This window comes from Oleispirillum naphthae (assembly GCA_027864655.1).
Lineage (GTDB): Bacteria > Pseudomonadota > Alphaproteobacteria > Rhodospirillales > Rhodospirillaceae > Oleispirillum > Oleispirillum naphthae.
Window position 1 is genome coordinate 392,324 of sequence record JAQAZG010000001.1, and the last position, 25,773, is coordinate 418,096.

Genomic DNA, 25,773 nt, shown 5'->3' on the forward strand with positions numbered 1-25,773 from the left:
TCTCGTCTCTTTCCTGAGATGTCCGCGCCGTGCGGCGCCGACAGTTGCTTCCGCATATCCCCCCGGCTTGCGCCTAGACCGCGAGACAGACCTGCGTGGTCACCGCCTCGCCGCCGCCGGGCGCCGCCTCGAACCGCCAGGCGAGGCTTGCCGCGTAGTCGATGATCATGGTGATCAGACCGAGGCCGGAGGCATCCCCCGAGACCGCCATCGCCTCCACCTTGTGGAAGTAGATGTCGGCGGGGTCGCTCTGCTGCAACTCGCCGATGAACCGGCGGTAGGCCGCGGCAGAGGCGGCGGAGGCGACATTGGTTTCCTCGAAGACGATGCGGTCGGCCTGCAGCACCAGGCGGATGGTGATCGGCAGGGAATTGCTCTCGCTGTATTTCATCGCGTTTTCGAGCAGCTCGTTGGCGATGTAGCTGACCGCGCCCTTGACCGTGGACTGGCGCGTCGCGCTGGCCGGATCGGCCTCGTCCTTCGGGAAAAAAGTGGTCACATAGTCGGAGAGAAAGTCCGCCGACAGGCCATTGTTGCGCCAGCGCTGCTGCAACGGCAGCAGACTCGGGGAAAAGCAGAGCAGCAGGCTTTCGAGGGCCGCGCCTTCCCCCTCGCAGGACTGAAACGCGCCGAACGTATCCCCCATGCTTGGCGTCCTCCGTCAGTTCGATTGCAGATCGTCGGGCAGTTTGATCGCGTTGCGTCCATCCCGCTTCGCCAGATAGAGCAGATTGTCGGCGAGCGACAGAAGGTCGGCCCAGTCGCCGTCGCGCTCCGGCGTCATCGCCGCCACCCCGAGACTCAGCGTCACCCGGCCGTCGTCGGCATCGGCATAGGGGATTCCGGCATCCCACACCGCCTGGCGCAACGCCTCGGCGATCGCCCTGGCGCCTTCGAGATCGGTGTCGGGCAGAAGCAGCAGGAATTCCTCGCCCCCCATGCGCGCCACCGAGTCGGCGGTGCGGTGGCACACGCACCTCAGCAACTCGGCCACCTGCTTCAGCGCTTCATCGCCCTGGGCGTGGCCATAGGAATCGTTGTAGCCCTTGAAGTGGTCGATATCCGCCATCACCAGGGCGATCGGACGGGCGGCGCGGGCGCAGCGCCGCCACTCCGCATCCAGGCGCTCGTCGATTTCGCGGCGGTTGAACAGCCCGGTGAGCGGGTCCACCCGCGACAGGGTTTCCGCCACCGCATAGCGCCGCAGCCACTGCGTGTCGATCGCATCGCTGTGTTCGGTGATCGTCTCGACGAGAAGCTCCAGATCCGTCTTCTGCTGGCGCACCGCGCCGAGCACGTGCGACAGGCGGCGCTCCGCGACGACGCGGTCGCGCACCTCGACCCGCAGCTTGGCGTTGGCCGCATAGAGCGACGCCTCGATCATGTCGCCATGTTCGATCGACGTAGCGAGGGCGATGTCGAGGTCGGAGCAGGTCTGCTCCAGTTCCTCGATTCGGTGCCTGAGACTCTGGTTTTCCTTCGCCAGCTCCGCCAGCTGTTCGGTCAATGCTGTGGTATCCGACGCGTCCGACCCGCCCATTCGCGCAAGCAACCTCTTCCCTTCCGCGTGTCTCGAAGCCGTTTCATAGCACAAGAGGCCCCGGACGAACCAGGAGATTGGCGTGACGGTTACGCCAAAACCACCCTGGGGGCGGAGTCGCCGCAGGTGTTTTTTTGCAGAGATGCGAATTTGGAAATCTGCTATTCTCCGCGCCCAACCGTGCGTTCGCGTTTCCGATTCAACCCGAAAACCGCAATCGTCAGCGCCGGACGGCTGTGCCGGTGAAGCAACTTCCGGGTAACGGAAGGTTCCGGCGAACCGCGGATGTCCACGCCGGGCACCGCATGCAACGAGGTTTTAGGGGGGATCCTTCATGAAACGCGGCCTCTCGGCCGGGCGTGTCCTCGACCCCATCGAGACCGCCAGCCGCGACGAAATTTCTGCGCTGCAACTCTCCCGTCTGCAATGGACGGTCAAGCACGCCTACGACAACGTACCTCACTACCGTGCCAAGCTGGATGCCGCGGGCGTCCGGCCGGAGGACATCCGCGCGCTTTCCGACATCGCGCGCCTGCCCTTCACCACGAAGGAGGACCTGCGCCAGAACTATCCCTTCGGCCTGTTTGCCGTGCCGCGCGAGAAGGTGGCCCGCATCCACGCTTCCAGCGGCACCACCGGCAAACCCACCGTGGTCGGCTACACCAGGAAGGACATCGACACCTGGGCGCAGCTGATCGCGCGCAGCATCCGCGCCGCGGGCGGCGTGCCGAGCGACATCGTCCACGTCGCCTACGGCTACGGCCTGTTCACCGGCGGCCTCGGCGCGCACTACGGGGCGGAGGCCTACGGCTGCACGGTGATCCCGATGTCCGGAGGCCAGACCGAGCGCCAGGTCAAGCTGATCTCCGACTTCAAGCCCGACATCATCATGGTCACGCCGAGCTACATGCTGGCGCTCGGCGACGAATTCCGCCGCCAGGGCGTGGACCCGCGGGCGAGTTCGCTCAAGATCGCGATGCACGGCGCGGAGCCGTGGTCGGAGGCGATGCGCGCCGAGATCGAGGACACCTTCGACATCGATGCGCTCGACATCTACGGCCTGTCCGAGGTGCTCGGCCCCGGCGTCGCCAACGAATGCGTCGAGAGCAAGGACGGCCTGCACCTCTGGGAGGACCACTTCTACCCCGAGGTGATCGACCCGGAGACCGGCGAGGTGCTGCCCGACGGCGCGCACGGCGAACTGGTGCTCACCTCGCTGACCAAGGAGGCGCTGCCGATCCTGCGCTACCGCACCCGCGACCTCACCCGCCTGATGCCCGGCACGGCGCGCAGCATGCGCCGCATCGAGCGCATCAACGGCCGTTCCGACGACATGATCATCTTCCACGGCGTCAACGTCTTCCCCTCGCAGATCGAGGAGCTGGTGCTCGCCGACAAGCGCCTGTCGCCGCATTACGTGCTGGAGCTCGGGCGCAAGGGCAAGCTCGACACCCTCGACGTCATCGTCGAGACGCGCCAACCGCCGGAGGCGGACCCCATCGCCGTGGACAGCTGCGCCAAGGACCTGGCGCGTCACGTCAAATCGATGGTGGGGGTTTCCGTGGGCGTGCGCATCGCCGACCCCGGCACCATCGAGCGTTCGATCGGCAAGGCGAAGCGGGTCATCGACCTGCGCCCGAAGGATTGAGGGAGAACACCGCCATGACCACTGCAGTGAAAGAAGCCGAGGACCGCCTGCTGCTGTCCGGCAACGAGGCGGTCGCCCGCGCCGCCTGGGAGGCCGGGGTGAAGGTCGCCACCTCCTATCCCGGCACGCCGGCCACCGAAATCCTCGAGGCGATCGCGCTCTACCCGAACCTGCACGCGCAGTTCTCGGTCAACGAGAAGGTGGCGATGGAAGTCGCCATCGGCGCCGCGATGTCGGGGGTGCGCGCGCTGTGCTCGATGAAGCATGTGGGGATGAACGTCGCCGCCGACGCCTTCATGACCTATACCCTCACCGGCACCAAGGGCGGCCTGGTGATCGTGGTGGCCGACGACGTCGGCCTCTCCTCGTCGCAGAACGAGCAGGACTCCCGCTACTGGGGCCGCTTCGGCCACATGCCGATGCTGGAGCCCGCGGATTCGCAGGAAGCCTATGAGATGACCAAGGCGGCGTTCGAGATTTCCGAACGCTTCGCCACTCCGGTGATCCTGCGCGCCACCACCCGGGTCTGCCACGTCAAGGCGGTGGCGGTGGTGGGCGAACGCGTCGAAGGACCGAAGGCGGAGTTCGTGCCCGAGGCGGCGCGCTGGGTGATGGTGCCCGGCAACGCGCGCAACCGCCTGCCGCTGATGGCGGCGCGCGACGTGGCGCTCAAGGCCTTCACCGAGGAAACCGGCCTCAACCGCATCGACGAAGGCTCCGACCGCCGCGTCGGCTTCGTCACCTCCGGCCCGGTGGCGACGACCCTGCGCGAGGTCTTCCCCGATGCGCCGATCTTCAAGCTCGGCTTCTCCTGCCCGCTGCCGATCGAACGGCTGCGCGCCTTCGCCGCGACGGTGGATACCCTGGTGGTGGCGGAGGAGACCGAGCCCCTGATCGAGATGGAGATGAAGGCCGCGGGCATCGCGGTGCGCGGCAAGGAGATCCTGCCGCGCTTCGGCGAACTCCTGCCCCACGTCGTCGGCCCGGCGGTGCGGCCTCTGCTCGGCATCGCGGAACCGCCCGCTCCCGCCGCCCCGGCGAAGCTCTTCCCGCGGCCGCCGACGCTGTGCCCGGCGTGCCCGCACCTCGCGGTCTATCATACCCTGGCGCGGCTGCGCAAAAAGGTGGTGATCGCGGGCGACATCGGCTGCTACAGCCTGGGCGCGGGCCACCCGTGGGGGGCGCTCGACACCTGCGTTTCCATGGGCGCTTCCATGGGCGTGGCGCTGGGCATGGACAAGGCCCGCGACGAAGACGACCGCGACAAGGCGGTGCTTGCGGTGATCGGCGATTCCACCTTCCTGCACATGGGCATGCAGGGCCTCCTGGACATCACCTACACCGGCGGCAACGTCACCGTGCTGCTGATGGACAACGGCACCACCGGCATGACCGGCGGCCAGAACCACCCGGCCAACGGCCGCGACCTCAAGGGCGCCCCGGCGCCGAAGGTGGACTTCGCCAGGCTGGTCACCGCGCTCGGCGTCGCGCCGGAACGGGTGCACGTGGTGGACCCCTACCAGCTGCCGGTGCTCGACCGCACCCTGCGGCAGGAGATCGCCACCCCCGGCCCGTCGGTGATCATCACCAACCGGCCGTGCACCCTGATCGAGGCGTTCGAGCGGCACCAGCCCTACCATACCGACGAGGACGCCTGCACCGGCTGCGGCAAGTGCATCGACATCGGCTGCCCGGCGATCTCGGTGGCGCGCCGCGAGACCGCGGTGCGCAAGAACGGGCGCGAGGTGGAACTCGCCTTCGCCCGCATCGACACCGCCGTGTGCACCGGCTGCGGCATGTGCGTCAACGTCTGCGCGTCGGAAGCGATCGTGCGCGACGAAACTGCGGCGAAGGAGGATTGCCGGCCATGAGCATCACCAACATCCTGGTCGCGGGCACCGGCGGGCAAGGCGTGATGACCGCCGCCGAGATTCTCGCCCTCGCGGCGCTCGCCCACGGCTACGACGTGAAGAAGACCGAGGTGGCGGGCATGGCGCAGCGCGGCGGCGTGGTGACCTCGCACCTGCGCTTCGGCGAAAAGGTTCTCTCCCCGGTGATCCCGGCAGGCGAGGCCGACGTGCTGCTCGCCTTCGAGGCGGCGGAGGCGTTGCGCTGCTGCCACGAACTGCGGCCCGCGGGGGTGATCCTGGTCAACACGCTCCGGCTCGCGCCGCCGGTGGTCTCCACCGGGCTGTTCGCCTATCCCGACGACCCGATCGCGTCGCTGCGCGCCACCGGCCGCACCGTCTATGCCTTCGACGCCGGGGCGATCGCCCGCGAACTGGGGGAGATCAAGCTGATCAACACGGTGATGCTCGGCGCGATCTCCGACCATCTGCCGTTCCCTCAGGACGAGTTGAAGGAGCGCATCGTCGCACGCTTCCGCGACCGCAAGCCGGAACTCGCCGAGGCCAACGCCCGCGCCTTCGACATGGGCCGCGCCCAGGCCCGCGCCGCCGCCTGAGGCGTTGCGGCCGCGCCCCCCGGCGCGGCTGCCGCCCCACCCTTTTCCCCCTCCCCGAACGGGCGGGACGGGCGAATCGCCGCCGAGTCTCCCGCCCTTGCGCCACCCCTGCCGCCTCTCCGCCGCCCCGCAGCCGTGCAAGGCCTGCGCAAACCCGCACTGCGGCTCGGATTCCGGCGGCGCAGGAAAAACCGGATTGAGCTCTTTCCTACCCGGCCTCAGGCATGTACCTTGTGGACACCAAATCCGCGGGCGTCCCACAGGAGAAGCGCGTCCATGAAAGTCGGAATCGTCGGAGCCGGGCAAGTCGGCGCCACCGCGGCCTTCGCCATGGTGCTGCGCGGCGCGGCGAGCGAGGTGGTCCTGGTGGACAGGAACGCCGCCCTCGCGCGCGCCCAGGCCGAGGACATCCTGCACGCCACGCAGTTTTCCTACCCCGCGCGCGTCCGCGCCGGGGACTACGCCGACCTCGCGGACGCCGGGGTGGTGGTGCTTGCCGCCGGGGTGGCGCAGCGCGAGGGCGAAACCCGGCTCGCGCTGCTGGAACGCAACGCCGCGGTGTTCGGGACGATCATTCCCGCGGTGCTCGCCGCCGCGCCGCAGGCGATTCTGCTGGTCGCCTCCAACCCGCTCGACGTGATGACCGAGATCGCGGCGCGCATCTCCGGATTGCCGGAAGGCCGCGTCATCGGCTCGGGCACCATTCTCGACTCGGCGCGCTTCCGTGCGCTTCTGGGCGCGCATCTGGACGTCTCGCCGAAATCGGTGCATGCTTACGTTCTCGGCGAGCATGGCGATTCCGAGGTTCTGTGGTGGACCGGGGCCACCGTGGCCGGGCTGCCGGTCGCGGCCATGGCCGAGCAACGCAATCGCCCGCTGACCGCCGAGTCGAAGGCACGTATCGATACCGCGGTGCGCCGCGCCGCCGATGCCATCATTTCCGGCAAGGGGGCGACGTGGTTCGGCATCGGCGGAGGGCTGGCACGCCTCGTGCAGGCGATCGCCGGCAACGAACATGTCCTGCTTTCGGTTTCCGCGCCGACCGCGCGGGTCGAGGGCATCGAGAACGTCACCCTGTCGCTGCCGCGCGTCATCGGCGCGGCCGGGATCGTCTCGACCCTCGTCCCCGAACTCGACGAGGGCGAACGCTTCGCCCTGCGTCGCAGCGCGGAAATTCTGAAGGCGGCCACGGAGGGCCTGGCGCTCTAGGACGCCGGGTGTGTAACGACGCGTGGGACGGGCGGCGCGAGGGGGTCCTCCGGCCGCTCCGCCCCGGGTTTAGGTCTGCTTGAAAGGCGGAGCGAAGGGTCGCTCCGCCGGGGTCCAAGCCGGAACAGGAGTGCCGATCTGTGTCCAGTGTAAAATGGGTTGCCGTTGACGGTAACGAGGCCTGCGCCTCGGTTGCCTACCGGGCGAGCGAAATCGCCGTCATCTATCCGATCACCCCGTCCTCGACGATGGGTGAGTTTGCCGACCAGTGGTCGTTCGAGAAGAAGCCGAACATCTGGGGCGATATCCCCGAGATCACCGAAATGCAGTCCGAAGGCGGCGCCGCGGGCGCGGTCCACGGCGCGGTGCAGGCCGGTGCGCTCGGCACCACCTTCACCGCCTCCCAGGGCCTGCTGCTGATGATCCCGAACATGTACAAGATCGCGGGCGAGCTGACGCCGTTCGTGATGCATGTCTCGGCGCGCACGCTGGCCACCCATGCGCTGTCGATCTTCGGCGACCATTCCGACGTCATGGCATGCCGCCAGACCGGCTTCGCCATGCTCGCCGCCGCCTCGGTGCAGGAGGCCCAGGACATGGCCGCCATCGCGCATGCCGCGACCCTGCGCTCGCGCGTGCCGTTCATGCACTTCTTCGACGGCTTCCGCACCTCGCACGAGGTCGGCAAGATCGCCTACCTCGGCGACGATCAGCTCAAGCGGATGATCGACGACGACCTGGTGCTGGAAACCCGCCGCCGCGGGCTCTCCCCGGATCATCCGGTGGTGCGCGGCACGGCGCAGAACCCGGACACCTTCTTCCAGGCGCAGGAAGCGCGCAATCCCTTCTACGCCGCGGTGCCGGGCATCGTTCAGGCGGAGATGGACCGCTTCACCAAGATCACCGGCCGCGCCTATGCGCTGTGCCAGTATTCCGGCGCGCCGGATGCCGAGCGCGTGGTGGTGGTGATGGGTTCGGGCGCCGAGACGGTGGAACAGACCGCCATCAAACTCAACGCCATGGGCGAGAAGGTCGGCGTGCTGCACGTCCACCTGTTCCGCCCCTTCCCCGCCTCGCTGCTGGTCGCCGCGCTGCCCAAGACGGTGAAGGCGGTCGCGGTGCTCGACCGTTGCAAGGAACCGGGCTCCCCCGGCGAGCCGCTCTACATGGACGTGGTCGCCGCGCTCAACCAGGCGCAGCAGGAAGGCCGCCTGCCGATGGCCGAAATGCCCAAGGTGATCGGCGGCCGCTACGGCCTGTCGTCCAAGGAGTTCAACCCGGGCATGGCCAAGGCGGTGTTCGACGAGTTGAAGGCCGCCGCGCCGAAGCGCTCGTTCACCGTCGGCATCTTCGACGACGTGACCAACCTGTCGCTGGCGTTCGACCCCGCCTTCTCGCTCGGCACGCCGGGCACCAAGCGGGCGATGTTCTTCGGCCTCGGCTCCGACGGCACGGTCGGCGCCAACAAGAACTCGATCAAGATCATCGCCGAGAACACCGACCTCTTCGCCCAGGGCTACTTCGTCTATGACTCGAAGAAGTCCGGCGGCCTCACCGTCTCGCACCTGCGCTTCAGCCCGCATCAGATCCGCGCGCCGTATCTGATCAACGGCGCGGACTTCGTCGCCTGCCACCACTTCGTGTTCTTCGACCGGGTGGACATCCTCGGCGCCGCGGCGCGGGGGGCGACTCTCCTGCTCAATGCGCCCTTCGAGCCCGCCGAGGTGTGGGACCACCTGCCCGCCCCGGTGCAGCAGGAGATTCTCGACAAGGAGATCAAGCTCTACACCATCGACGCCCGCAAGGTGGCGCAGGAAGCCGACATGGGGCGGCGCATCAACACGGTGATGCAGACCTGCTTCTTCGCGCTGTCGGGCGTCCTGCCGCGCGACGAGGCGATCGCCAAGATCAAGAAGGCGATCCAGAAGACCTATGGCCGCAAGAGCCAGAAACTGGTGGAACAGAACTTCGCCGCCGTGGATGCGACGCTCGCGCACCTCTACGAGGTGCCGGTGCCGCAGGTGGTGAACGGCCGCCAGTTGCCGCCGATCGTTCCCGACGACGCGCCGGACTTCGTCAAGCGCGTCACCGCGATGATGCTGGCGGGCAAGGGCGACCTGCTGCCGGTTTCCGCCTTCCCGGTGGACGGCACCTGGCCGGTCGGCACCTCGAAGTTCGAGAAGCGTAACATTGCCGACGAAATCCCGGTGTGGGACCCCGAGGCTTGTCGCGAATGCAACAAGTGCACCATGGTCTGCCCGCATGCGGCGATCCGCGCCAAGCTGGTCAGCAAGGAAGAGCTGGAAGCCGTGGGCGGCGAACTGAAATCCCTGCCCTATCGCGGCGTCGAGATGAAGGACGGCTACTACGTGCTGCAGGTCGCGCCGGAAGACTGCACCGGCTGCGGCATCTGCGTCGCCGCCTGCCGCCCCGGCAAGATCAAGGCGGAGCCGGACCACAAGGCCCTGTCGATGGCCGAGAAGGCGCCGATCCTCGAGCAGGAGAAGGCCAACTTCGAAGCCTTCATGAAGCTGCCGGACTTCGACCGCGCCGAGATCGCCAACATCAACATCAAGACCGCACAGCTGATCACGCCGCTGTTCGAGTTCTCGGGCGCCTGCCTCGCCTGCGGCGAGACGCCCTACATCAAGACCCTGACCCAGCTGTTCGGCGACCACCTGATGATCGCCAACGCCACCGGCTGCTCGTCGATCTTCGGCGGCAACCTGCCGACCACGCCCTATACCTGCAACGCCGAAGGGCGCGGCCCGGCATGGGCGAACTCGCTGTTCGAGGACAACGCGGAATTCGGACTGGGTTTCCGGCTCGCCGTCGATCACCAGCGCGCGCTGGCGCGCGCCCTGGTGACCGGATTGGCGGACCGCCTGCCCGAGCGCCTGGTCCAGGGCATCCTCGGGGCCGACCAGGACACCGAAGCCGGAATCCGCGATCAGCGGGCCCGCGTCGCGGACCTCAAGGCGCTGCTCGCCGACATCGACGATCTTGCCGCGAAACGCCTGATCGAGGTGGCCGACACCCTGGTGGAGCGGGTCATCTGGATCATCGGCGGCGACGGCTGGGCCTATGACATCGGCTACGGCGGCCTCGACCACGTGCTCGCCTCCGGACGCAACGTCAACATCCTGGTGCTGGACACCGAGGTGTATTCCAACACCGGCGGCCAGGCCTCCAAGTCCACGCCCACCGGCGCGGCGGCCAAGTTCGCGGTCGGCGGCAAGGTGCGCCCGAAGAAGGACCTGGGCCTGATGGCGTTGTCCTACGGCGATGTCTACACCGCCTCGGTCTCCTATGGCGCCAAGGACGCGCAGACGGTGCTGGCGATGCAGGAGGCCGCCGCCTACAAGGGCGTCTCCCTGATCGTCGGCTATGCCCACTGCATCTCCCACGGCTACGACATGGCCTGCGGCCTACAGCGCCAGCAGCTCGCCGTGGAGTCCGGCTACTGGCCGCTCTACCGCTACGACCCGCGGCGCCTCGGCACCGAGGAGCCGGCGCTCGAACTGGACGCCAAGGAGCCGACGATGAACCTCGCCGACTTCATGGAGGCGGAAACCCGCTTCCGCATCACCGAAAACGCCAACCCGAAGGCCTACCCCGAGCTGGTGGCGCAGGCGGTGGCGCACGCGCAGCGGCGCGCCGACATCCTCAAGCGCATCGCCCAGGGATAACCGCCTCTCCGGTCTCCGGACACGGCCCGGCCCCCCGCTCTGCGGGGGGCCTTTTTCATGCGCTTTTTTCCGGTCGTGCGATTTTTGCGGCAAGAGCCATAGGTGGCGGCGGGCGGCCACCTACATGAGAAAGAGAATAATCGAGCCTGACATTCTACCCGAAATGTTCGGAACAGGCCCCGCCGAGGAACCGACACCATGCAAAATCTCTCTATCGGTGCAAAGATCAATGTTCTCGCCGCTCTTATGGGGATATTGGCGTTGGTCATCGGATTGGCCGGCCTGCACGGCATGTGGGTGTTCAATCAACGCACCGACGACATGCTGGATCTTGGCAAGCGCGCCCTCGTCGCCGAGCGGGTCAACGGCCTGGTGCTGGCCGTGGTGATGGACAGCCGCGGCCTCTATATGGCGAAATCGCCGGAACAGGTGGAAAAGTTCGGCAAACCCCTGCTCAAGAACCTGGAAACGCTACAGCAGGACGTCGCCGCCTGGAAGACGCTGCTGCCGCAGGATCAGCGCGCCGAATTCGCCGCGCTCGAGACCGCATCCGCCGATTTCGTGAAATTCCGCTCCGAGACGGTGCGCCGGGCGCGCGAGGGCGGCGGCCCCGCCGCCGACGCCTACGGCAACAACGACGACAACCGCAAGAACCGCCAGGCATTCAACGTCCAGATCGTCCGCCGCGTCGATGCCTACGCCAAGGCGATGGCGCAGGTGAACGACGACATGGGCGCCTTTTTCCGCACGCGCCTGGCGATTTCCGTCGGGGCGCTGGCGCTCGGCCTCGCCGCGGGCATCGTGTTGTCGCGGCTGATCGGCCGGGGGATGATCTCGCAGCCGATCCAGGCGATGACCGGGGCGATGCGCGCGCTCGCCGCCGGCAACGCCGAGGTGGATATCCCCGGCCTCGCGGCCCACGACGAAATCGGCGACATGGCCAAGGCGGTGGAGGTGTTCCGCGCCAACAAACAGGAGGCCGACCGCCTCGCCGCAGAACAGGAGGCGGCACGCGCGCGCCAGGCGGAACGCGTCCGCACCATCGACGGACTGGTCGCCTCCTTCCAGAACCTCTCCGAAGCCGCCCTCCAGGCCCTGGGCGCGGCCACCGGCGAGCTGGAGGGCACGGCGCACGGCCTTGCGCTCACCGCCGAGCACGCCAACCAGCGCACCGCCGCGGTCGCGGCTGCGACCGAAGAGGCCTCGACCAACGTGCAGACGGTGGCCACCGCGGCGGAGGAACTCTCCGCGGCGATTCACGAGATCGCCCGCCAGGTGGCGCAGTCGAGCGATCTCTCGACCACGGCACAAGACGAGATGGCCCGCGCCAAGACGATCATGGAGCACCTCGCCGCCGCCTCGGCGCGCATCGGCGACGTGGTCGATCTGATCACCGACATCGCCAGCCAGACCAACCTTCTCGCCCTCAACGCCACGATCGAGGCGGCGCGCGCGGGCGAGATGGGCAAGGGCTTCGCGGTGGTCGCGGGCGAGGTGAAGAACCTCGCCAACCAGACCGCCAAGGCCACCGAGGAGATCCAGGCGCAAATCGGTGCGGTGCAGCAGACCGTGGACGAAGCGGTGACCGCCATTTCCGCCGTCTCCGAGCACATGGACAAGATCGGCGAGATCTCCGGCGCCATCGCCTCGGCGGTGGAGGAGCAATCCGCCGCCACCAACGAGATCGCCCGCAACGTCCAGGAGGCCGCCGCAGGCACCCAGGAGGTGGCGAGCGGCATCGCCGGGGTCAGCCAGGCCGCCGGGGAGACCGGCCTCGCCTCCAACGCGGTGCTGGAAGCGGTGCAGACCCTGTCGCGCCAGACCGGCATTCTGCGTGACGAGATCGGCCGCTTCCTCACGGAGGTGAAGGCCGCCTGACCCTTTTAAGCGCGCCCGAACCGCCGCCCCGGACCGCCCGGGGCGGCGGTTTTTTTCTCCGCCATTCCCTCTCCAGGTTACAATCCGTTGAACCATAATATTTATACGTGCAATCCTTGAAGTGCATGAATATGCATCTACTTTCTACTTTTAGGACAGATCGCGTCACCACCCGCATCGCCGCAAGGAACCCAGAATGACCACAGCGCCCCTGATCGTCTGGAGCGACGCCTTCTCCCTCGGAATTCCCGAGCTCGACGCCGACCACCGCAAACTCGTGGACTTCATCAACCGCCTCAACGAGATCGCCGCCGGAGCGGATTCCACGGAGGCCTTCTATGCCGAGGTCGGCAATCTGCATGCGCACCTGCGCGCCCACTTCGGCCGCGAGGAGGCGATGCTGCACAAGGCGTTGCCCCCTGCCGAGGCGCAGGCGCACATCGCCCATCATCAGGAGACCGAAGCTTTCTTCGGCCGCCTGCTGCAAGGCGGCGAGCGGGACATTCCGCAAGAAACGGTGTTGCGCTATCTCCAGCACTGGCTGCTCGACCACGTCCTCGTCGGCGACAACCAGGCGCGCGAGAAGCTGATCGAAGCGGGGCACATTCCGCGCGACGCCATCGACCGCCCGCCGCGCATGTCGCGGCTGCGCATCGGCTCGCGCATCTGGATGATGGCCGCGGCGCCGCTGCTGCTGCTGCTGCTCGCCGCGGCGCAGCTGGGCCTGCGCGAATACCGCAACGCCGACTCCCTCGACCATGTGGCGGAACTCAGCCGCAGCGCCGCGATCTTCGGCGACGTGGTGCACGCGCTGCAGAAGGAGCGCGGCGCCTCCGCCGGTTTCCTCAACAGCAAGGGCGCGCAGTTCGCGGCCGACGTGCGGCAGTTCCGTCAGGAGAGCGACGCCGCGATGCGCCGCCTGGAAGCCGCCCTGGGCGACGGCGCGGCCCTCGGCCTCGCCGCCGAGGTTGCGGCGATCCGCAGCGCCGCCACGGGCCTCGGCGCCCTGCGCGGCCGCGTCGATGCGTTCGGCATTCCCGTCGCCGAGGAAGTGGCAGCCTACACCAAGGCGATCGACGACATTCTCGCGGGCGTGGACGACATGGCCGCCCTCTCCCCGGACGAGGACACCGCCCGCGAGATGAGCGCCTTCGCCATCTTCCTGCACGGCAAGGACCTGGCGGGGATCGAGCGGGCGCGCGGCGCCGCCGGGTTCGGCGCGGGCAAGTTCACGCCCGCTCTGTTTCAGGGATTCGTCGGCGTCGGCGCGGCGCAGGACGCCTATTTCGCCATCGCGCGGGACACCGCCTCCGGCCGCAACCGGGAGGCCCTCGACGCGGCCTTCTCCGGAACCGCGGAAACCGAGGTGGCGCGCCTGCGCAAGATCGCCGCCGGCGGCATGGAGAGCGGCGACTTCGCCGGGGTCACCGGCACGGCCTGGTTCGACGCCGCGACGCGGCGCATCGACGTGCTGAAGGCCACCGAGAACACCCTCGCCGCCAACCTTGCCGCCGATGCCTCCGCCAAGGCGGCGGCGGCGCGGCAGACCGCCTATCTCGCCACCGGCGGCATGGCCGCGCTGCTGCTTGCCGTCGGCGCGCTGGTCGCCGCGATCATCGCCTCGATCACCCGCCCGATGGAGGATCTGCGCACCGCCATCGCCAAGTTGAGCGCGGGCGACATCACCGTGCCGGTGCGCGGCCAGACCCGCCACGACGAGATCGGCCTGATCGCACGGGCGGTGCATGCCTTCCGCCAGAATCTCGTGCGCAACGGCTTCTCCGAAGCCGGAAACGCCGTGGACGTCACCGTGGAGGCGCGGCGCGCACAGACCCGTGCCGCGATCACCCAGACCTTCCGCGGCGACATCGAAAGCTTCCTCACCACGCTCACCCAGGCGGCTCAGGCCTTGCAGGAGGCGGCAAACAGCATGGAATTCTCCACCGGACAGAGCCACCGCCAGGCGCAGCAGGTCGCCACCGCGGCGGAGGGGGCGGCGCAATCGGTGGATGCGGTGGCCGCCGCGGCGGAGGAGCTTTCCGCCTCGATCGGCGAGATCGCGCGCCAGGTCACCCGCTCCGCCGAGGTCAGCCGCAACGTCGCCGACAGCTCGGAAACCGCGCAAGGCGCCATGGAGGCCCTCTCCACCAGCGCGGTGAAGATCGGCGACATCATCGGCATCATCACCGACATCGCCAGTCAGACCAACCTCTTGGCGCTCAACGCCACGATCGAGGCGGCGCGCGCGGGCGATGCGGGCAAGGGCTTCGCCGTAGTGGCGGGCGAGGTCAAGACCCTGGCCGGCCAGACCGCCAAGGCGACGGAGGAAATCGAGGCGCAGGTCGGCGCGGTGCAGGCCGCCACCGGCCAGGTGGTCAGCGCCATCGATGTGGTCTCCCGCAACGTGCGGGAGATGAGCGAGATCGCAGGCTCCATCGCCGGCGCAATCGAAGAACAGCGCGCCGCCACCGAGGAAATCAGCAACAGCGTGGTCAACGCCGCGGGCGGCACCCGCAACGTCACCTCCAACATCGCGGGCGTGGCGGACGCCAACGACCGCATCGGCGAAATGTCGAAAACCGTGTCCAGCGCCGCGGAACAGATGGCGGAACACACCAACACCCTGCGCCGCCAGGTGGAAAGCTATCTGCGCGACGTCGCCACCGCCTGAGCGCGGCGGGGGAGCGCCGCACCGCGCTCCCCCTCCCCAAACGCGGCGCGATCCTGTAGTGTCGGTGTGTCTTTCAGGATCCTGTCATGTCCCTGCCGGTTTCCCTCTATTACGCCAGCCACGACGGCCACACCCGCCGCATCGCCGCACGCTTCGCGGCGCGCCTGCGCGAAGCCGGGTGCGCGGTCGCGGTCACCGATCTCGCCGACCGCCAGCCCGATGCCGCGGAGGTTACGGCGGCGGGCGTGGTCGCCGTGATCGCGGCGATCCGCTACGGGCACCACCTGCCGCCCGCGCGGCGCATGGTGACGGCGCACCGCGCCCGCCTGGCGGGAAAGCCTCTCGCGGTGATCTCGGTCAACCTGACGGCGCGCAAGCCGGAAAAACGGACGCTGCAAAGCTCGGTCTATCTGCGCAAGTGGATGGCGCGCGCCGGGCTTTCGCCCGCGGTGGCGGCGGCGGTGGCGGGCAGGCTCGACTACCCGCGTTACGGCTGGTTCGACCGCTTGATGATCCGCCTGATCATGACCCTCACCAAGGGCCCCACCGATCCCAGCCGGACCATCGAGTTCACCGACTGGGACCAGGTGGACGGCCTCGCCGCGGAAATCGCCCGCCTGGCGGGCGCGGACGGCGCCTGAAGCGCCGCCCGCAGCGGGTTTAGAACTTCACCCGCATGCCGGCGTAGGCGGCGACCCCCGCATTGTTGGCGTTGTAGTACTGGCCGTAGTTCTTGTCGAAGAGGTTCTCCACCCGCCCGTAGACGGTGAAGGTGTCGTCGATCTTGTAATCGGCGCCGAGGTCCCATGTGGTGTAACCGCCGATGCGGTGGCGCGGCGAGGCGCCGCTCGGCTCGCTGGTATCGTAGCTGCCGGTGGCGACGGTGCCGCGGGTCCAGGTGGAGAGGCCGGGCACGGCGCGCGGATCGTAGGTGACGCGCAGCGAGGCGACGTGGTGCGGCTGGTACTCCATCGCCAGGCCCGTCGCGTTGTTGCGCGACTGCATGTAGGTGTGGGTGAGCGTCAGGCTGATCTCGTCGGTGGCCTCGACGCCTGCGCTGCTCTCGAAGCCCATGTGCCGCGCCGACTGCACGTTCCGATAGACCGAAGGCGTAACGCTGGAATCGCGTTCGATCTGGTTGGTCATGCGGTTGTTGAAGAACGTCACGTCGAAGTGTGCACGGTCGTTCAACAGCGCCTGCTCGACGCCGATGTCGTAACCCTGCGACTCTTCGGGCATCAGAATCGCGTTGCCGGCGTTGTTGTTGTAGTAGACCTGCACCAGGGTCGGTGCCTTGAAGCCGGTGCTGTAGCTGGCGTGGAGGCGCGTGCCGGTGTCCACGACCTTGTAGGATGCGGTGGTGCGGTAGGTGGTCTGGTCGCCGAAGGTATCGTGGTAGTACTGCCGCGCGCCCGCGGTGAGGGTCAGCGTGTCGTCCAGAAGGTTGAGCGCGTAGTCCGCGAACACACTGCTGTTGACCAGGGACTTGTTGTCCTGCGAGGTGGCATCGGTGCGGAAGTGGTCGCGCTCCTGGTCGCCGCCGAAGACCACGGAGTGACCTTCCATGTGACGCAGCACGCCCTGGTATTCGTAGCGCTGCAGATCGCCCCAGTAGCGGTTGGCCTTGGCTGTGGAATAGCGCGACGAGCGGGTGTTCACGTAGGCGTCCATGCGGCTCGCCGAGAAGGTGTTGTCGAGCAGGCCGTCGAACATGTTGGCCTGCATCTGCACCCGGCCGCTCTCGGTCTTCTGCAGCATGAAGCCGTCGGAGTCCTGAGTCCCAGACGAGGTGTCGTATTCCGCGGTGCCGCGCACGAAGTCGTAGCTGCCCTCGACGTTGAGCAGGTCGAGAATCCCCACGTCCCTCATCAGGTCGGCGCCGATCTTGGCGCTGTAGTTGACGTTGCGGGAGCCGTCGCTCTCATTCGGCGGCAGATTCTTGCGGTTATCGTCGCCGTGGGTGCTGAACCCGGCTCCGCCCACCTTGTAGTAGACGTTCTCATAGCGGCCCCAGGCGGACAACGAGGCGCGCCGCGTCACCAAAGTGCCGATCTCGGTGGTGGCGACGCCTTCCAGCAGCTTGCCGGAGTTCTTGCCCGACTTGGTGGTAATGGAGATCACGCCGCCGATCGCATCGCTGCCGTAGAGCGTGCTCTGGCTGCCGCGCAGCACCTCGATTCGCTCGATATCCGAGGCCTGCAGATGGTTGAACGGGCGGTCGTACATCTGTGAGGCCTGATTGTCGATCTTCACCCCGTCGATCAAAACCAGGACGCGCCCGGAATCGTAACCGCGCACCTTGAACCGGGTATTGTAGTTGGAATTGCCGTTGGAATAGACGTAGAGGCCGGGAATGTCCTTCAGCACATCCTCGAGCGTCACCGCCTGCTTCTTTTCCAGCTCTTCGGCGGTGATCACGGTAACCGCGCTGCCGACCTGATCCGCCGCGGTTTCCACGCGGTTGGCCGATACCACCATCTTGCCCAGGTCTTGATAACCGTCGGCCAGGGCGGGCGACGCCGCCAGCAGCACCGCGCCCATCGGCACGGCTGCACCATACCATTTCTTCATGCTCTTACCCCTCTTGTGTGCAAGCCAGACGAAATCCATGACGGCGCCCCCGCGCCAGGACCGTGCATACAAGATCACGTTTTCGGGGTCAAAGCTTTTGTTACTTTATAACATAAATTCTAGGCACGTTCCGCCGCACCGGGGAGGAACGCCACCAGCGGGCAATCCATTCCCGGATGGCGCAGCACCGCGGTCTCCACGCCATAGACCGTGCGCAGGTTTTCCGGCGTCAGCGCCTCGTGCGGAGGTCCGGAAAACGCCACCCTTCCCTCGCGCATGCCGATGAAGCGGTCGGCGAACGGCGCGGCGAGGTTGACGTCGTGCACCACCGCGAGCACGGTCAGACCGGCGCGCGCCATGCGCCGCGCCTCGCGCAGCGCGGCAAGACCGTGCGCGGGGTCGAGGTTGGCGGTGGGTTCGTCGAGCAGCAACACGCCGCGCCCGGCGCGCAGCGCGTCGTCGGCCTGCGCCAGCACGCGGGCAAGCTGCACCCGCCGCTGCTCGCCGCCGGAGAGGTTGGGGTAGAGCCGCTCGCCGAAACCATGAAGACCGACGGTGGAAAGCGCCCGCGCGGCGATCGCCCCGTCCTCCGGCGAGGGCGGAAACGGCAATCTCCCCAGGCGCACCACGTCGCGCACCCGGAAGGCGAAGTTGAGGGCGCTCCCCTGCGGCAGCACCGCCCGCCAGCGGGCGATCTCGCCCCGCCGCCAGTGGCGCAGCGGCCGGTCGAGCAGCACCGTCTCCCCCGCGTCGGCGGCGATGTCTCCGCCGAGCACCCGCAGCAGGGTGGACTTGCCTGCGCCGTTGGGTCCGACGATCACCGTCAGTTCCCCGGCGGCGGCGGCGATATCCGCCCCGTCCACCAGGTTGCGCCCGCTGCGGCGCACCGTGATGCCGGTGGCGCGGATCATGCCGCGCCGCCCTGGCGGCCGACCCGCAGCAGCAGCCACAGGAGGAAAGGCCCGCCGAGAATGCCGGTGAGCACGCCGAGCGGCAGTTCGGCGGGGATCGCCACGGTGCGCGCCGCCATGTCCGCCAGCATCACCAGCACCGCGCCGAGCAGCATCGCGCCGGGAATGACCAGGCGGTGCCGCGCGCCGAGCATCAGGCGCACCAGATGCGGCGCCACCAGGCCGACGAAGCCGATCATCCCGACGAACGCCACCGCCGCGCCCACCGCCAGGGCGACCGCGCCGAGCACCCGGCCGCGCACCGCCACCGCATCCAGGCCGAGGTGCCCGGCGACATCGTCGCCCAGGGTGGTGGCGTCCAGCGCCAGGGCCTGATGAAAAACGAACGCGCCGGAAACCGCGCCGACGGCGGAGACCACCCCGGCATGCACCCAGTTGGCGGAGGCGAGACTGCCCATCATCCAGAAGGTCAGGCTGCGCAGCTGTTCGTCGTTGGCCAGAGAGATCAAAAGGCCGATCGCCGAGCCGGCGAGCGCGTTGATCGCAATGCCGGTGAGCAGCAGCGTCGTCGCGCTGGGAAGCGCCATGGCGCGCGCCACCGCGACCACCACCACGGTGCTCGCCATCGCGCCGCCGAACGCCGCGAGCGGCACCATGAACGGCGCGAAATCGTGGCGGCGGGTCAGCACCCCTTCCAGCACGATGGCGGCGACGGCCCCCAGGGCGGCGCCGCTGGAGGTGCCGAGCAGCCCCGGCTCGGCCAGGGGGTTGCGCAGCACCCCCTGCATCGCCGCGCCGGAAAAACCGAGAATCGCCCCCACCGCCCCGGCGAGGCACAGCCGCGGCAGCCGCACCTCGAGCAGCACCATGGCGAACAGGCGGTCGCCCTCCTGCGGCGCGCACAGGCCGAGCGCCGCGCCGAAAATCCGGGGAAACGCGGAGAGCGGCACCGCGAGCGCGCCGCTCGCCGCGTTCCACGCAAAAACCAGGAGAACGATCCCCACCAACAAGGCGAAGGCGCGGGCTTCTCCCCGCTCCGCCGCCGCGCGCGCCGCGCCGCACAACCGCTTCATGGCCCGTACAACGCCTCGCGCAGATGGCGCACCGCCTCGCCCGCCCCCGGCCCCAGGCCGAGATAGGCGGAATCGTCGGCGACGACGATGCGCCGGTGGCGGACTGCGGCGGTCTCCGCCATGCCCGGCAACGCCGCCAGGCCGGAAAATCCGCCGATGCGGTCATAGGCGCGGCGCAGAATGATCACCGCATCGGGGTTGGCGGCGGCGGCCGCCTCCGGGTTGAGCGGGCGATAGGCGGAGAACCCGGAGACCGCGTTCTCCACTTCCGCCGCCTCCAGCAGCGCCGCGGCGGCGGTCTCCTCGCCCGCCACCATCAGCGGGCCGTTGCCCATGGTCTGGATGAACAGGCCGCGCAGCCGCGGCGACGGCGTCGGCTTGCCCGCGGGCCAGGCGAGATCGCGGGCGATCTCCGCCCACAGCGCCGCCCCCTTCTCCGCCGCGTCCAGCCCTGCGGCGATGCGCGTCACCTTGTCGCGCACCGACTCCACGGTGCGGCGGCGCGGCACCTCGACCACCGCGATCCCCAGGGCGCGCAGGCGCTCCAGGGTTTCGCGCGGCTCCAGGTCGTCGTAGGAAATCACCAGGGTCGGCGACACCGCGAGCACGCTCTCGATCGACACCGCACGCGGCGTGCCGACCCGCGGCAGCCGCGCCACCACCTCGTGCGGGCGCAGGCTGCTGCGGTCCACCCCGACCAGCCGGTCGGCGAAGCCCAGGCGCGCCACCACCTCGGTCAGAGACCCCGACAGGCTGACGATGCGCATCGGCGCGGCCGCCCGCGCCGCCCCCGCCGCCGCCCCCGCCGCCGCCCCCGCCGCCGCGATCGCGCAAACCGCGATGCACAGCATCCTTTTGAGCGCCCCCATGCTTTCCCCATCAAATGCTATAACGTAACGCCAAGTATCCGAGGGAAAACCGCCTGTCAAGAAATGGTTCAAGAGGCGCTTGGCATTTCGTGCGGCGCAACGCCGTTGTCGGCGAAATCGGCCAGCATCCGGCCCATCGCCTCCGGCGTCAGCGGATACCCCGGCGTGGCGATGCACGCAGAGGGCGGCACGTGCCCGAGGTCGCGCTGCACCAGGGCGGCAGCCTCCGTGCCCAACCCGGCGCGCCAGCACAGGGCGAGAATCAATCCCGGATGGCGCGATTCCAGAACGTCGCAGACGAACTCCAGCGAGGACCCGCTGGTGACGATCAGCGCCGCCTGGACGAACGCCCAGTGCTCGTACTCGATGGAACGGCGAATCTGCTCCTCCGAGATCGGCCTCTTCGCGTGCATCGCCCGCGCCGTGGTGAGTTCGCGCTCGATGATCGCGCGATGGCGCAGGTCTTCCGGCGAATCCTTCACCTGCGGGGCCTCGCGGGCGGCCTTGCCGTTGTCCTTGCCGTAGGTCTCGGCCAGGCGCTTGTGCACCGCGTCGCGCACCGCCTCCATGGTCTTCTCGCCCAGGTCCTCGCGCCCCGCCAGCACGGTCAGCAGGTTGTCGGCGACGAAGGTGGCAAGCTTGCACGCCGCGCCCCGCGGCAGCACCGGATGCCGCACCAGGGGTTCGTGCAGCGGCGGCAGAATGCGCGCGCGCTCGACCAGGATATCCAGGGTGTCCTCGCGCATCTGCGCCGTGGGGTTGTTGAGCAGCTCGATGATCGCATCGGTGTCGTCGCTGCGCGCCACGCTGTCCGCCACCTCGACGCTCACCCCCTGGCGGCGCGAGATCGCCGACAGCGCGCCCGCCACCGGGGTGCTCTCGATGATATCCAGGAGGTCGGAGTCCTCGAGGAGCGGCGAGAACTCCAGCATCGGCGCGGCGACCATGATTTCGATGTCGCGCGCGAGGCGCTGCACGATGTGGGCGGGGATGTGGCTTTCGTTCTTCAGCACCTCGGCCACCACCTGGCGCACCATCGGCAGCTGATCGCGCGCCAGCTTGTCGAGGATGCCGAGCGTCATCTCCGCATGGCCGTGGGGCTCCGCATGGTCGAGGCGCGGCGCCAGGTTGGCGATCTTCGCGGCGAGCGCGGCGCGCACCGCCGGTTCCTCGTCGTTGGCGAGCTTGCCGTCGGCCTGGCGCGGCGTCACCGGGTTGGCGGCGACGCGGCGGCGCACCTCCGGATCCGGGTCGTCCACCATGTAATAGAGAATCTCGGGCGCCACGTCGGTCGCCGCGGCCGCCGTCATGCGATAACGGCGGTCCGGATGGCGGGCCATGATTTTCGCATCCTCGTAGCTGCGGGGAGGCGAAACCAGGGACTCGTCTCGATCGGCGGGAGAATCCTCGGAGGAAACCGTCACATCATCACTTTCCATGCTGCGCGGCGGAACATCCGCCGCGGCCCCCTATCGAATCGGCACGCTCCCCGTCCCTCAAGACTAATCATAAGGTCATGCGAAAGGAAGCGCCAGACTATCGTACGTCATTCCGCGTCGATCGGACGCGGGCGACGGTTTTCGTCGATCGCCACATAGGTGAACACGCCTTCCGTCACCTTGATGTGGTCGAACTGGTCGCCGCGGCGCACCCAGGTGTCGATCTTGATGCGGATCGAGGTGCGCCCGACGCGCACGAGCGTGGTGTAGCAGCTCACCTCGTCGCCCACCAGCACCGGCTTGTGGAAGGTCATCGCCTCGACGCCCACGGTGGTGACGCGCCCGCCCGCGCGCTGCCGCGCCAGGCTGCCGCCTGCGATGTCCATCTGCGCCAGCAGCCAGCCGCCGAAGATATCGCCGCTCGGATTGGTGTCGGCGGGCATCGCCATGGCGCGCAGCGCCGGGCCGTTGCCGAAATCCGGAACCTCTTCCTGCATCGTCGTCTCGCTCACTTGTCCGTCTCCTTCTCAGGGGGTTATCGTCCACAAGTGGGAATAAGCGGCGGTTTTCCAATCCCTCACGCGCGCCGAAGCGCGGAGCATGGCCCCGTGCGTACGGATCGAGATGTCGTGGAAGTCCGCATTGCCAGCAAAGCTGGCGTCCCCACGGGGATTCGAACCCCGGTTGCCGCCGTGAGAGGGCGGTGTCCTAGGCCTCTAGACGATGGGGACCTAGATAACGTGTGGCGAGTGCTTAGCACGGAACGGACGGGCTTGTCCAGATGTCCGCGCGGCTTGCGCGCCCCCCGCCGACGGTGGCGACCCCAACGGGATTCGAACCCGTGTTGCCGGCGTGAAAGGCCGGTGTCCTAGGCCTCTAGACGATGGGGTCACAGCCGAAGCGGAGCGCCCTTCTACCCGCAGGGCGCGGGCGGCGCAAGCGTTTTTTCAGGATTCCGCATCGGGCAGGAAGGAGACGCCACGCAGGGTGTGCGCCGCCTCGGCGAAAAACGCGGCGGCGGCCCCCGCGCCCGCCGTGTCGGCGGCGACGATCAGCCAGATCAGCCCCTCCTCCTCCGCCCGCGCACGGTCGGCGGCGGAGGGCCGCGGCGCGCCGCCGGGGTGGGAATGGTAATGGCCGATCACCGCCTCAGCGCCGCCCGCCTCGCGCAGGCGGCGCTGCCAGGCGGCGCGGGCGCCGGGGTCCAGTTCGAACGCCTGGGCGGGGTCGCTCGCGCGGTTGGCGGCGGGCGCGGCGCGCACGATGCGCCAGCCCTCGGGCATGGCGTGGCCGATCAAGAGGCCGCACGCCTCGCGCGGCCAAGCGGTGGCGGCGTGCTCGCGCACCGTCCGCCAGGCATCGGCCGTACAGGAAACCGCGCTTGCCGCCGCCATCATCGGCCTCAATTGGCCGGGCGCGGCGGACGGCTGTCGGCTGCGCCCATCTCGATGCGGCCGAGCACGCGGCGGCGCGCCGGATCGACCACCAGCACGCGGTCCGGCTCGCCGCCGCCGCGCACCGTGACGTAGACCAGGCCGCCCTGCGCGGTCACCGCCGCAACGGAGGACCCCGTGGGCTGGCCGAGGCCGATCGCATCGAAATCGCCCATCACCGCCGGCGCGGACGGGGCCGCGGTGATTTCCGGCTGTCGGTTTTTCTCCGCCGCCTTATAAAAGAAGACGCCATACGCCATCAGCGCCAGTCCCCCGACGATCATGACGCCGAGAAGGATGGCCACGCCCTTCATCATTTTGATCACGGTCATCCGCTCCATGTCTTTGACGCCTGCCGACGCCTCGCCTCCGACGCTTGCCGCGATCTGGCCGGAAGACGCGCTCCCCGCCCGCCTGGACAAGGCGTGCGCGGCAAGCTTCCCCGGAATCTCCCGCTCGCGCCTCAAGGCGCTGATCGAGGATGGCCGCGTCAGCATCGACGGCGGCACCTTAACCGACCCCTCCGCCAAGGTCAAACCCGGCCAGGGCCTTAGCGTCGCGCCGCCGCCGCCGGTGCCCGCCGAGCCGCAGCCCGAGGACATTCCGCTCTCCATAGTCTACGAAGACGCCGACCTTCTGGTGCTCGACAAGCCGCCGGGCCTGGTGGTCCACCCCGCCGCGGGCAACGCCGCGGGCACCCTGGTCAACGCCCTGCTCGCCCACTGCGGCGACGGACTTTCGGGAATCGGCGGGGTGAAGCGGCCGGGCATCGTGCACCGCATCGACAAGGACACCAGCGGCCTGATGGTGGTGGCCAAGTCCGACGCGGCGCATGCCGGACTCGCCGCGCAGTTCGCCGCGCACACCCTCGACCGCGCCTACACCGCCCTGGTCTGGGGCTGGGTGGCGGCGGAGGCGGGGGAGATCGAGGGCAACATCGGCCGCAACCCGAAGGACCGCAAGAAGATGGCGGTGGTCAAGGGCGGCGGCAAGACCGCGCTCACCCGCTACCGCGTGCTCGAGCGCTTCGGCCGACTCGCCACCCTGGTGGAGTGCCGCCTCGCCACCGGACGCACCCACCAGATCCGAGTCCATTTCGCCCAATGCGATCATAGCCTCGTCGGCGATCCGCTTTATGGGCGAGCGCCACGCCATGGTATGAGAAATTTTCCTGACAATTTGAAGGGTTTTATCGATCAATTCCCCAGGCAGGCGCTGCATGCCCACCGCATCGGTTTCAACCACCCGATTTCAAACGATTTTTTATCCTTCGAAGCGCCGCTCCCGAACGACATGCAAGCCCTCATCGCCGCCTTCCGGGAGGCCGCGAAAATAAATACTTGACTTGCCATATAGGGAATTACACGATGGTCCTGTCAAGCGAGGGAAGACCCCAAGTACCCCCGCGACAATAAGCGCCTCCATCCCCCATGGAGCGCACCTGGACCGAATGCACGGCTGAGAAGGGAGGGCAGCAAATGTCCGCAACAACCGTCGATCTGATGATCGGGCCGGAACACAACCTCACCCGCTACCTGCAAGAGATCCGCAAGTTCCCCATGCTCTCCCCCGAGGAGGAGTATGAGCTTTCCATCCGCTACCGCGACCAGGGCGACATGGCTGCCGCGCACAAGATGGTGACCAGCCATCTGCGGCTCGTCGCCAAGATCGCCATGGGTTACCGCGGCTACGGCCTGCCCATCGGCGAGGTGATTTCCGAAGGCAACGTCGGCCTGATGCAATCGGTGAAGCGCTTCGACCCCGAACGCGGCTTCCGCCTGGCGACCTATGCGATGTGGTGGATCCGCGCCTCGATTCAGGAATACATCCTGCATTCCTGGTCGCTGGTGAAGATGGGCACCACCGCGGCGCAGAAGAAGCTGTTCTTCAACCTGCGCAAGCTCAAGGGCCAGATGCAGGCGATCGAGGAAGGCGACCTCCGCCCCGAGGTGGTGACCGCCATCGCCGAAAAGCTCAGCGTCGCCGAGACCGACGTGATCAGCATGAACCGCCGCCTCTCCAGCCCCGACCACTCGCTGAATGCGCCCCTGCGCATCGACGGCGACGGCGAATGGCAGGACTGGCTGGTGGACGAGTCCGAAGACCAGGAGACCCTTCTCGCCGAGCGCGAGGAACTGGGCGAGCGCCGCCGCCTGCTCAAGGATGCGCTCTGCCTCCTGAACCAGCGCGAGCGCCGCATCCTCCAGGCCCGCCGCCTCTCCGAGAGCCCGGCGACGCTGGAAGACCTCTCCCGCGAATACGGCATCTCGCGGGAACGCATCCGCCAGATCGAGGTGCGCGCGCTCGAAAAGCTGCAAAAGAGCATGCGCGCCGCCGTGGTCGAGCAGAACCTCCACTTCTAGGCCCTGCTTTTCCCC

20 protein-coding genes and 2 tRNA genes are annotated in these 25,773 nt (G+C 68.4%); 10 read left to right on the forward strand and 12 right to left on the reverse strand.

Translation table 11 applies throughout. From position 1 onward, the window contains the following. Nucleotides 1-73: 73 nt before the first annotated feature. The gene (locus O7R11_RS01830) at nt 74-646 is read right to left on the reverse strand and encodes a slr1658 family protein (RefSeq protein ID WP_337995764.1); all 573 of its coding nucleotides are present in this window, start codon (nt 644-646) and stop codon (nt 74-76) included. A 15-nt stretch (nt 647-661) separates the two neighbouring features. Then, complete coding sequence (locus O7R11_RS01835; RefSeq protein WP_337995765.1) at nt 662-1,507, reverse strand: diguanylate cyclase; 846 nt, start codon at nt 1,505-1,507, stop codon at nt 662-664. A 367-nt stretch (nt 1,508-1,874) separates the two neighbouring features. Between O7R11_RS01835 and paaK the strand changes: the two genes are divergently transcribed. The 8 genes from paaK (at nt 1,875) to hemG (ending at nt 15,740) form a co-directional block, all read left to right on the forward strand. Next, a complete protein-coding gene (gene paaK, locus O7R11_RS01840) occupies nt 1,875-3,188 on the forward strand; it encodes a phenylacetate--CoA ligase PaaK (RefSeq protein ID WP_337995766.1) in 1,314 nt (437 codons plus the stop codon). 14 nt (nt 3,189-3,202) lie between these two features. Further along, nucleotides 3,203-5,059 carry a thiamine pyrophosphate-dependent enzyme gene (locus tag O7R11_RS01845; protein ID WP_337995767.1) on the forward strand — a complete coding sequence of 619 codons (1,857 nt, stop codon included), beginning with the start codon at nt 3,203-3,205 and terminating at the stop codon, nt 5,057-5,059. Beyond that, a complete protein-coding gene (locus tag O7R11_RS01850; RefSeq protein ID WP_337995768.1) occupies nt 5,056-5,652 on the forward strand; it encodes an indolepyruvate oxidoreductase subunit beta in 597 nt (198 codons plus the stop codon). The genes O7R11_RS01845 and O7R11_RS01850 overlap by 4 nt, the downstream gene beginning before the upstream one ends. A gap of 276 nt (nt 5,653-5,928) precedes the next feature. Continuing rightward, entirely contained in the window at nt 5,929-6,861 is a 933-nt protein-coding gene (locus tag O7R11_RS01855) for an L-lactate dehydrogenase (protein ID WP_337995769.1), read from the forward strand. A gap of 140 nt (nt 6,862-7,001) precedes the next feature. Beyond that, nucleotides 7,002-10,550, forward strand: coding sequence for a pyruvate:ferredoxin (flavodoxin) oxidoreductase (gene nifJ / locus O7R11_RS01860; protein ID WP_337995770.1), 3,549 nt, complete (start codon nt 7,002-7,004; stop codon nt 10,548-10,550). A gap of 198 nt (nt 10,551-10,748) precedes the next feature. Beyond that, the gene (locus tag O7R11_RS01865) at nt 10,749-12,428 is read left to right on the forward strand and encodes a methyl-accepting chemotaxis protein (RefSeq protein ID WP_337995771.1); all 1,680 of its coding nucleotides are present in this window, start codon (nt 10,749-10,751) and stop codon (nt 12,426-12,428) included. 196 nt (nt 12,429-12,624) lie between these two features. Next, on the forward strand, nt 12,625-15,099 hold the full coding sequence (locus tag O7R11_RS01870) for a nitrate- and nitrite sensing domain-containing protein (protein WP_337995772.1): 2,475 nt from the start codon (nt 12,625-12,627) through the stop codon (nt 15,097-15,099). Nucleotides 15,100-15,185: 86 nt separating this feature from the next. Then, nucleotides 15,186-15,740: a menaquinone-dependent protoporphyrinogen IX dehydrogenase gene (gene hemG, locus O7R11_RS01875; RefSeq protein WP_337995773.1), complete on the forward strand. Its 555-nt coding sequence runs from the start codon at nt 15,186-15,188 to the stop codon at nt 15,738-15,740. 19 nt (nt 15,741-15,759) lie between these two features. On the opposite strand, the gene O7R11_RS01880 is transcribed toward hemG, so the two are convergent. From O7R11_RS01880 to O7R11_RS01925, 10 genes are all read right to left on the reverse strand, one after another. Beyond that, nucleotides 15,760-17,670, reverse strand: a complete 1,911-nt coding sequence (locus tag O7R11_RS01880; protein ID WP_337995774.1) for a TonB-dependent receptor plug domain-containing protein — start codon at nt 17,668-17,670, stop codon at nt 15,760-15,762. 119 nt (nt 17,671-17,789) lie between these two features. Then, on the reverse strand, nt 17,790-18,581 hold the full coding sequence (locus O7R11_RS01885; RefSeq protein WP_337995775.1) for a heme ABC transporter ATP-binding protein: 792 nt from the start codon (nt 18,579-18,581) through the stop codon (nt 17,790-17,792). Next, on the reverse strand, nt 18,578-19,654 hold the full coding sequence (locus tag O7R11_RS01890; protein WP_337995776.1) for a FecCD family ABC transporter permease: 1,077 nt from the start codon (nt 19,652-19,654) through the stop codon (nt 18,578-18,580). The genes O7R11_RS01885 and O7R11_RS01890 overlap by 4 nt, the downstream gene beginning before the upstream one ends. Next, complete coding sequence (locus O7R11_RS01895) at nt 19,651-20,523, reverse strand: heme/hemin ABC transporter substrate-binding protein (protein ID WP_337995777.1); 873 nt, start codon at nt 20,521-20,523, stop codon at nt 19,651-19,653. Before O7R11_RS01895 ends, O7R11_RS01890 begins: the two co-directional genes overlap by 4 nt. A gap of 68 nt (nt 20,524-20,591) precedes the next feature. Continuing rightward, nucleotides 20,592-21,863 (reverse strand): DUF2336 domain-containing protein, encoded by a 1,272-nt coding sequence (locus O7R11_RS01900; RefSeq protein ID WP_337995778.1) that lies wholly within the window; start codon nt 21,861-21,863, stop codon nt 20,592-20,594. 206 nt (nt 21,864-22,069) lie between these two features. Next, nucleotides 22,070-22,459, reverse strand: a complete 390-nt coding sequence (locus O7R11_RS01905; RefSeq protein WP_337995846.1) for an acyl-CoA thioesterase — start codon at nt 22,457-22,459, stop codon at nt 22,070-22,072. Between the two features lie 158 nt (nt 22,460-22,617). After that, a tRNA-Glu gene (locus tag O7R11_RS01910) sits at nt 22,618-22,693 on the reverse strand. A gap of 84 nt (nt 22,694-22,777) precedes the next feature. Then, nucleotides 22,778-22,853: transfer RNA gene (locus O7R11_RS01915), tRNA-Glu, on the reverse strand. 56 nt (nt 22,854-22,909) lie between these two features. Then, nucleotides 22,910-23,359, reverse strand: coding sequence for a M67 family metallopeptidase (locus tag O7R11_RS01920; RefSeq protein ID WP_337995779.1), 450 nt, complete (start codon nt 23,357-23,359; stop codon nt 22,910-22,912). Nucleotides 23,360-23,364: 5 nt separating this feature from the next. Further along, nucleotides 23,365-23,727, reverse strand: coding sequence for a hypothetical protein (locus tag O7R11_RS01925; protein ID WP_337995780.1), 363 nt, complete (start codon nt 23,725-23,727; stop codon nt 23,365-23,367). A 7-nt stretch (nt 23,728-23,734) separates the two neighbouring features. Here O7R11_RS01925 and O7R11_RS01930 point away from each other — a divergent pair, with 7 nt between their 5' ends. Both O7R11_RS01930 and rpoH read left to right on the forward strand, forming a co-directional pair. Next, a complete protein-coding gene (locus O7R11_RS01930) occupies nt 23,735-24,739 on the forward strand; it encodes an RluA family pseudouridine synthase (protein WP_337995781.1) in 1,005 nt (334 codons plus the stop codon). 134 nt (nt 24,740-24,873) lie between these two features. Then, entirely contained in the window at nt 24,874-25,758 is an 885-nt protein-coding gene (gene rpoH, locus O7R11_RS01935; RefSeq protein WP_337995782.1) for an RNA polymerase sigma factor RpoH, read from the forward strand. Nucleotides 25,759-25,773 lie beyond the last annotated feature (15 nt).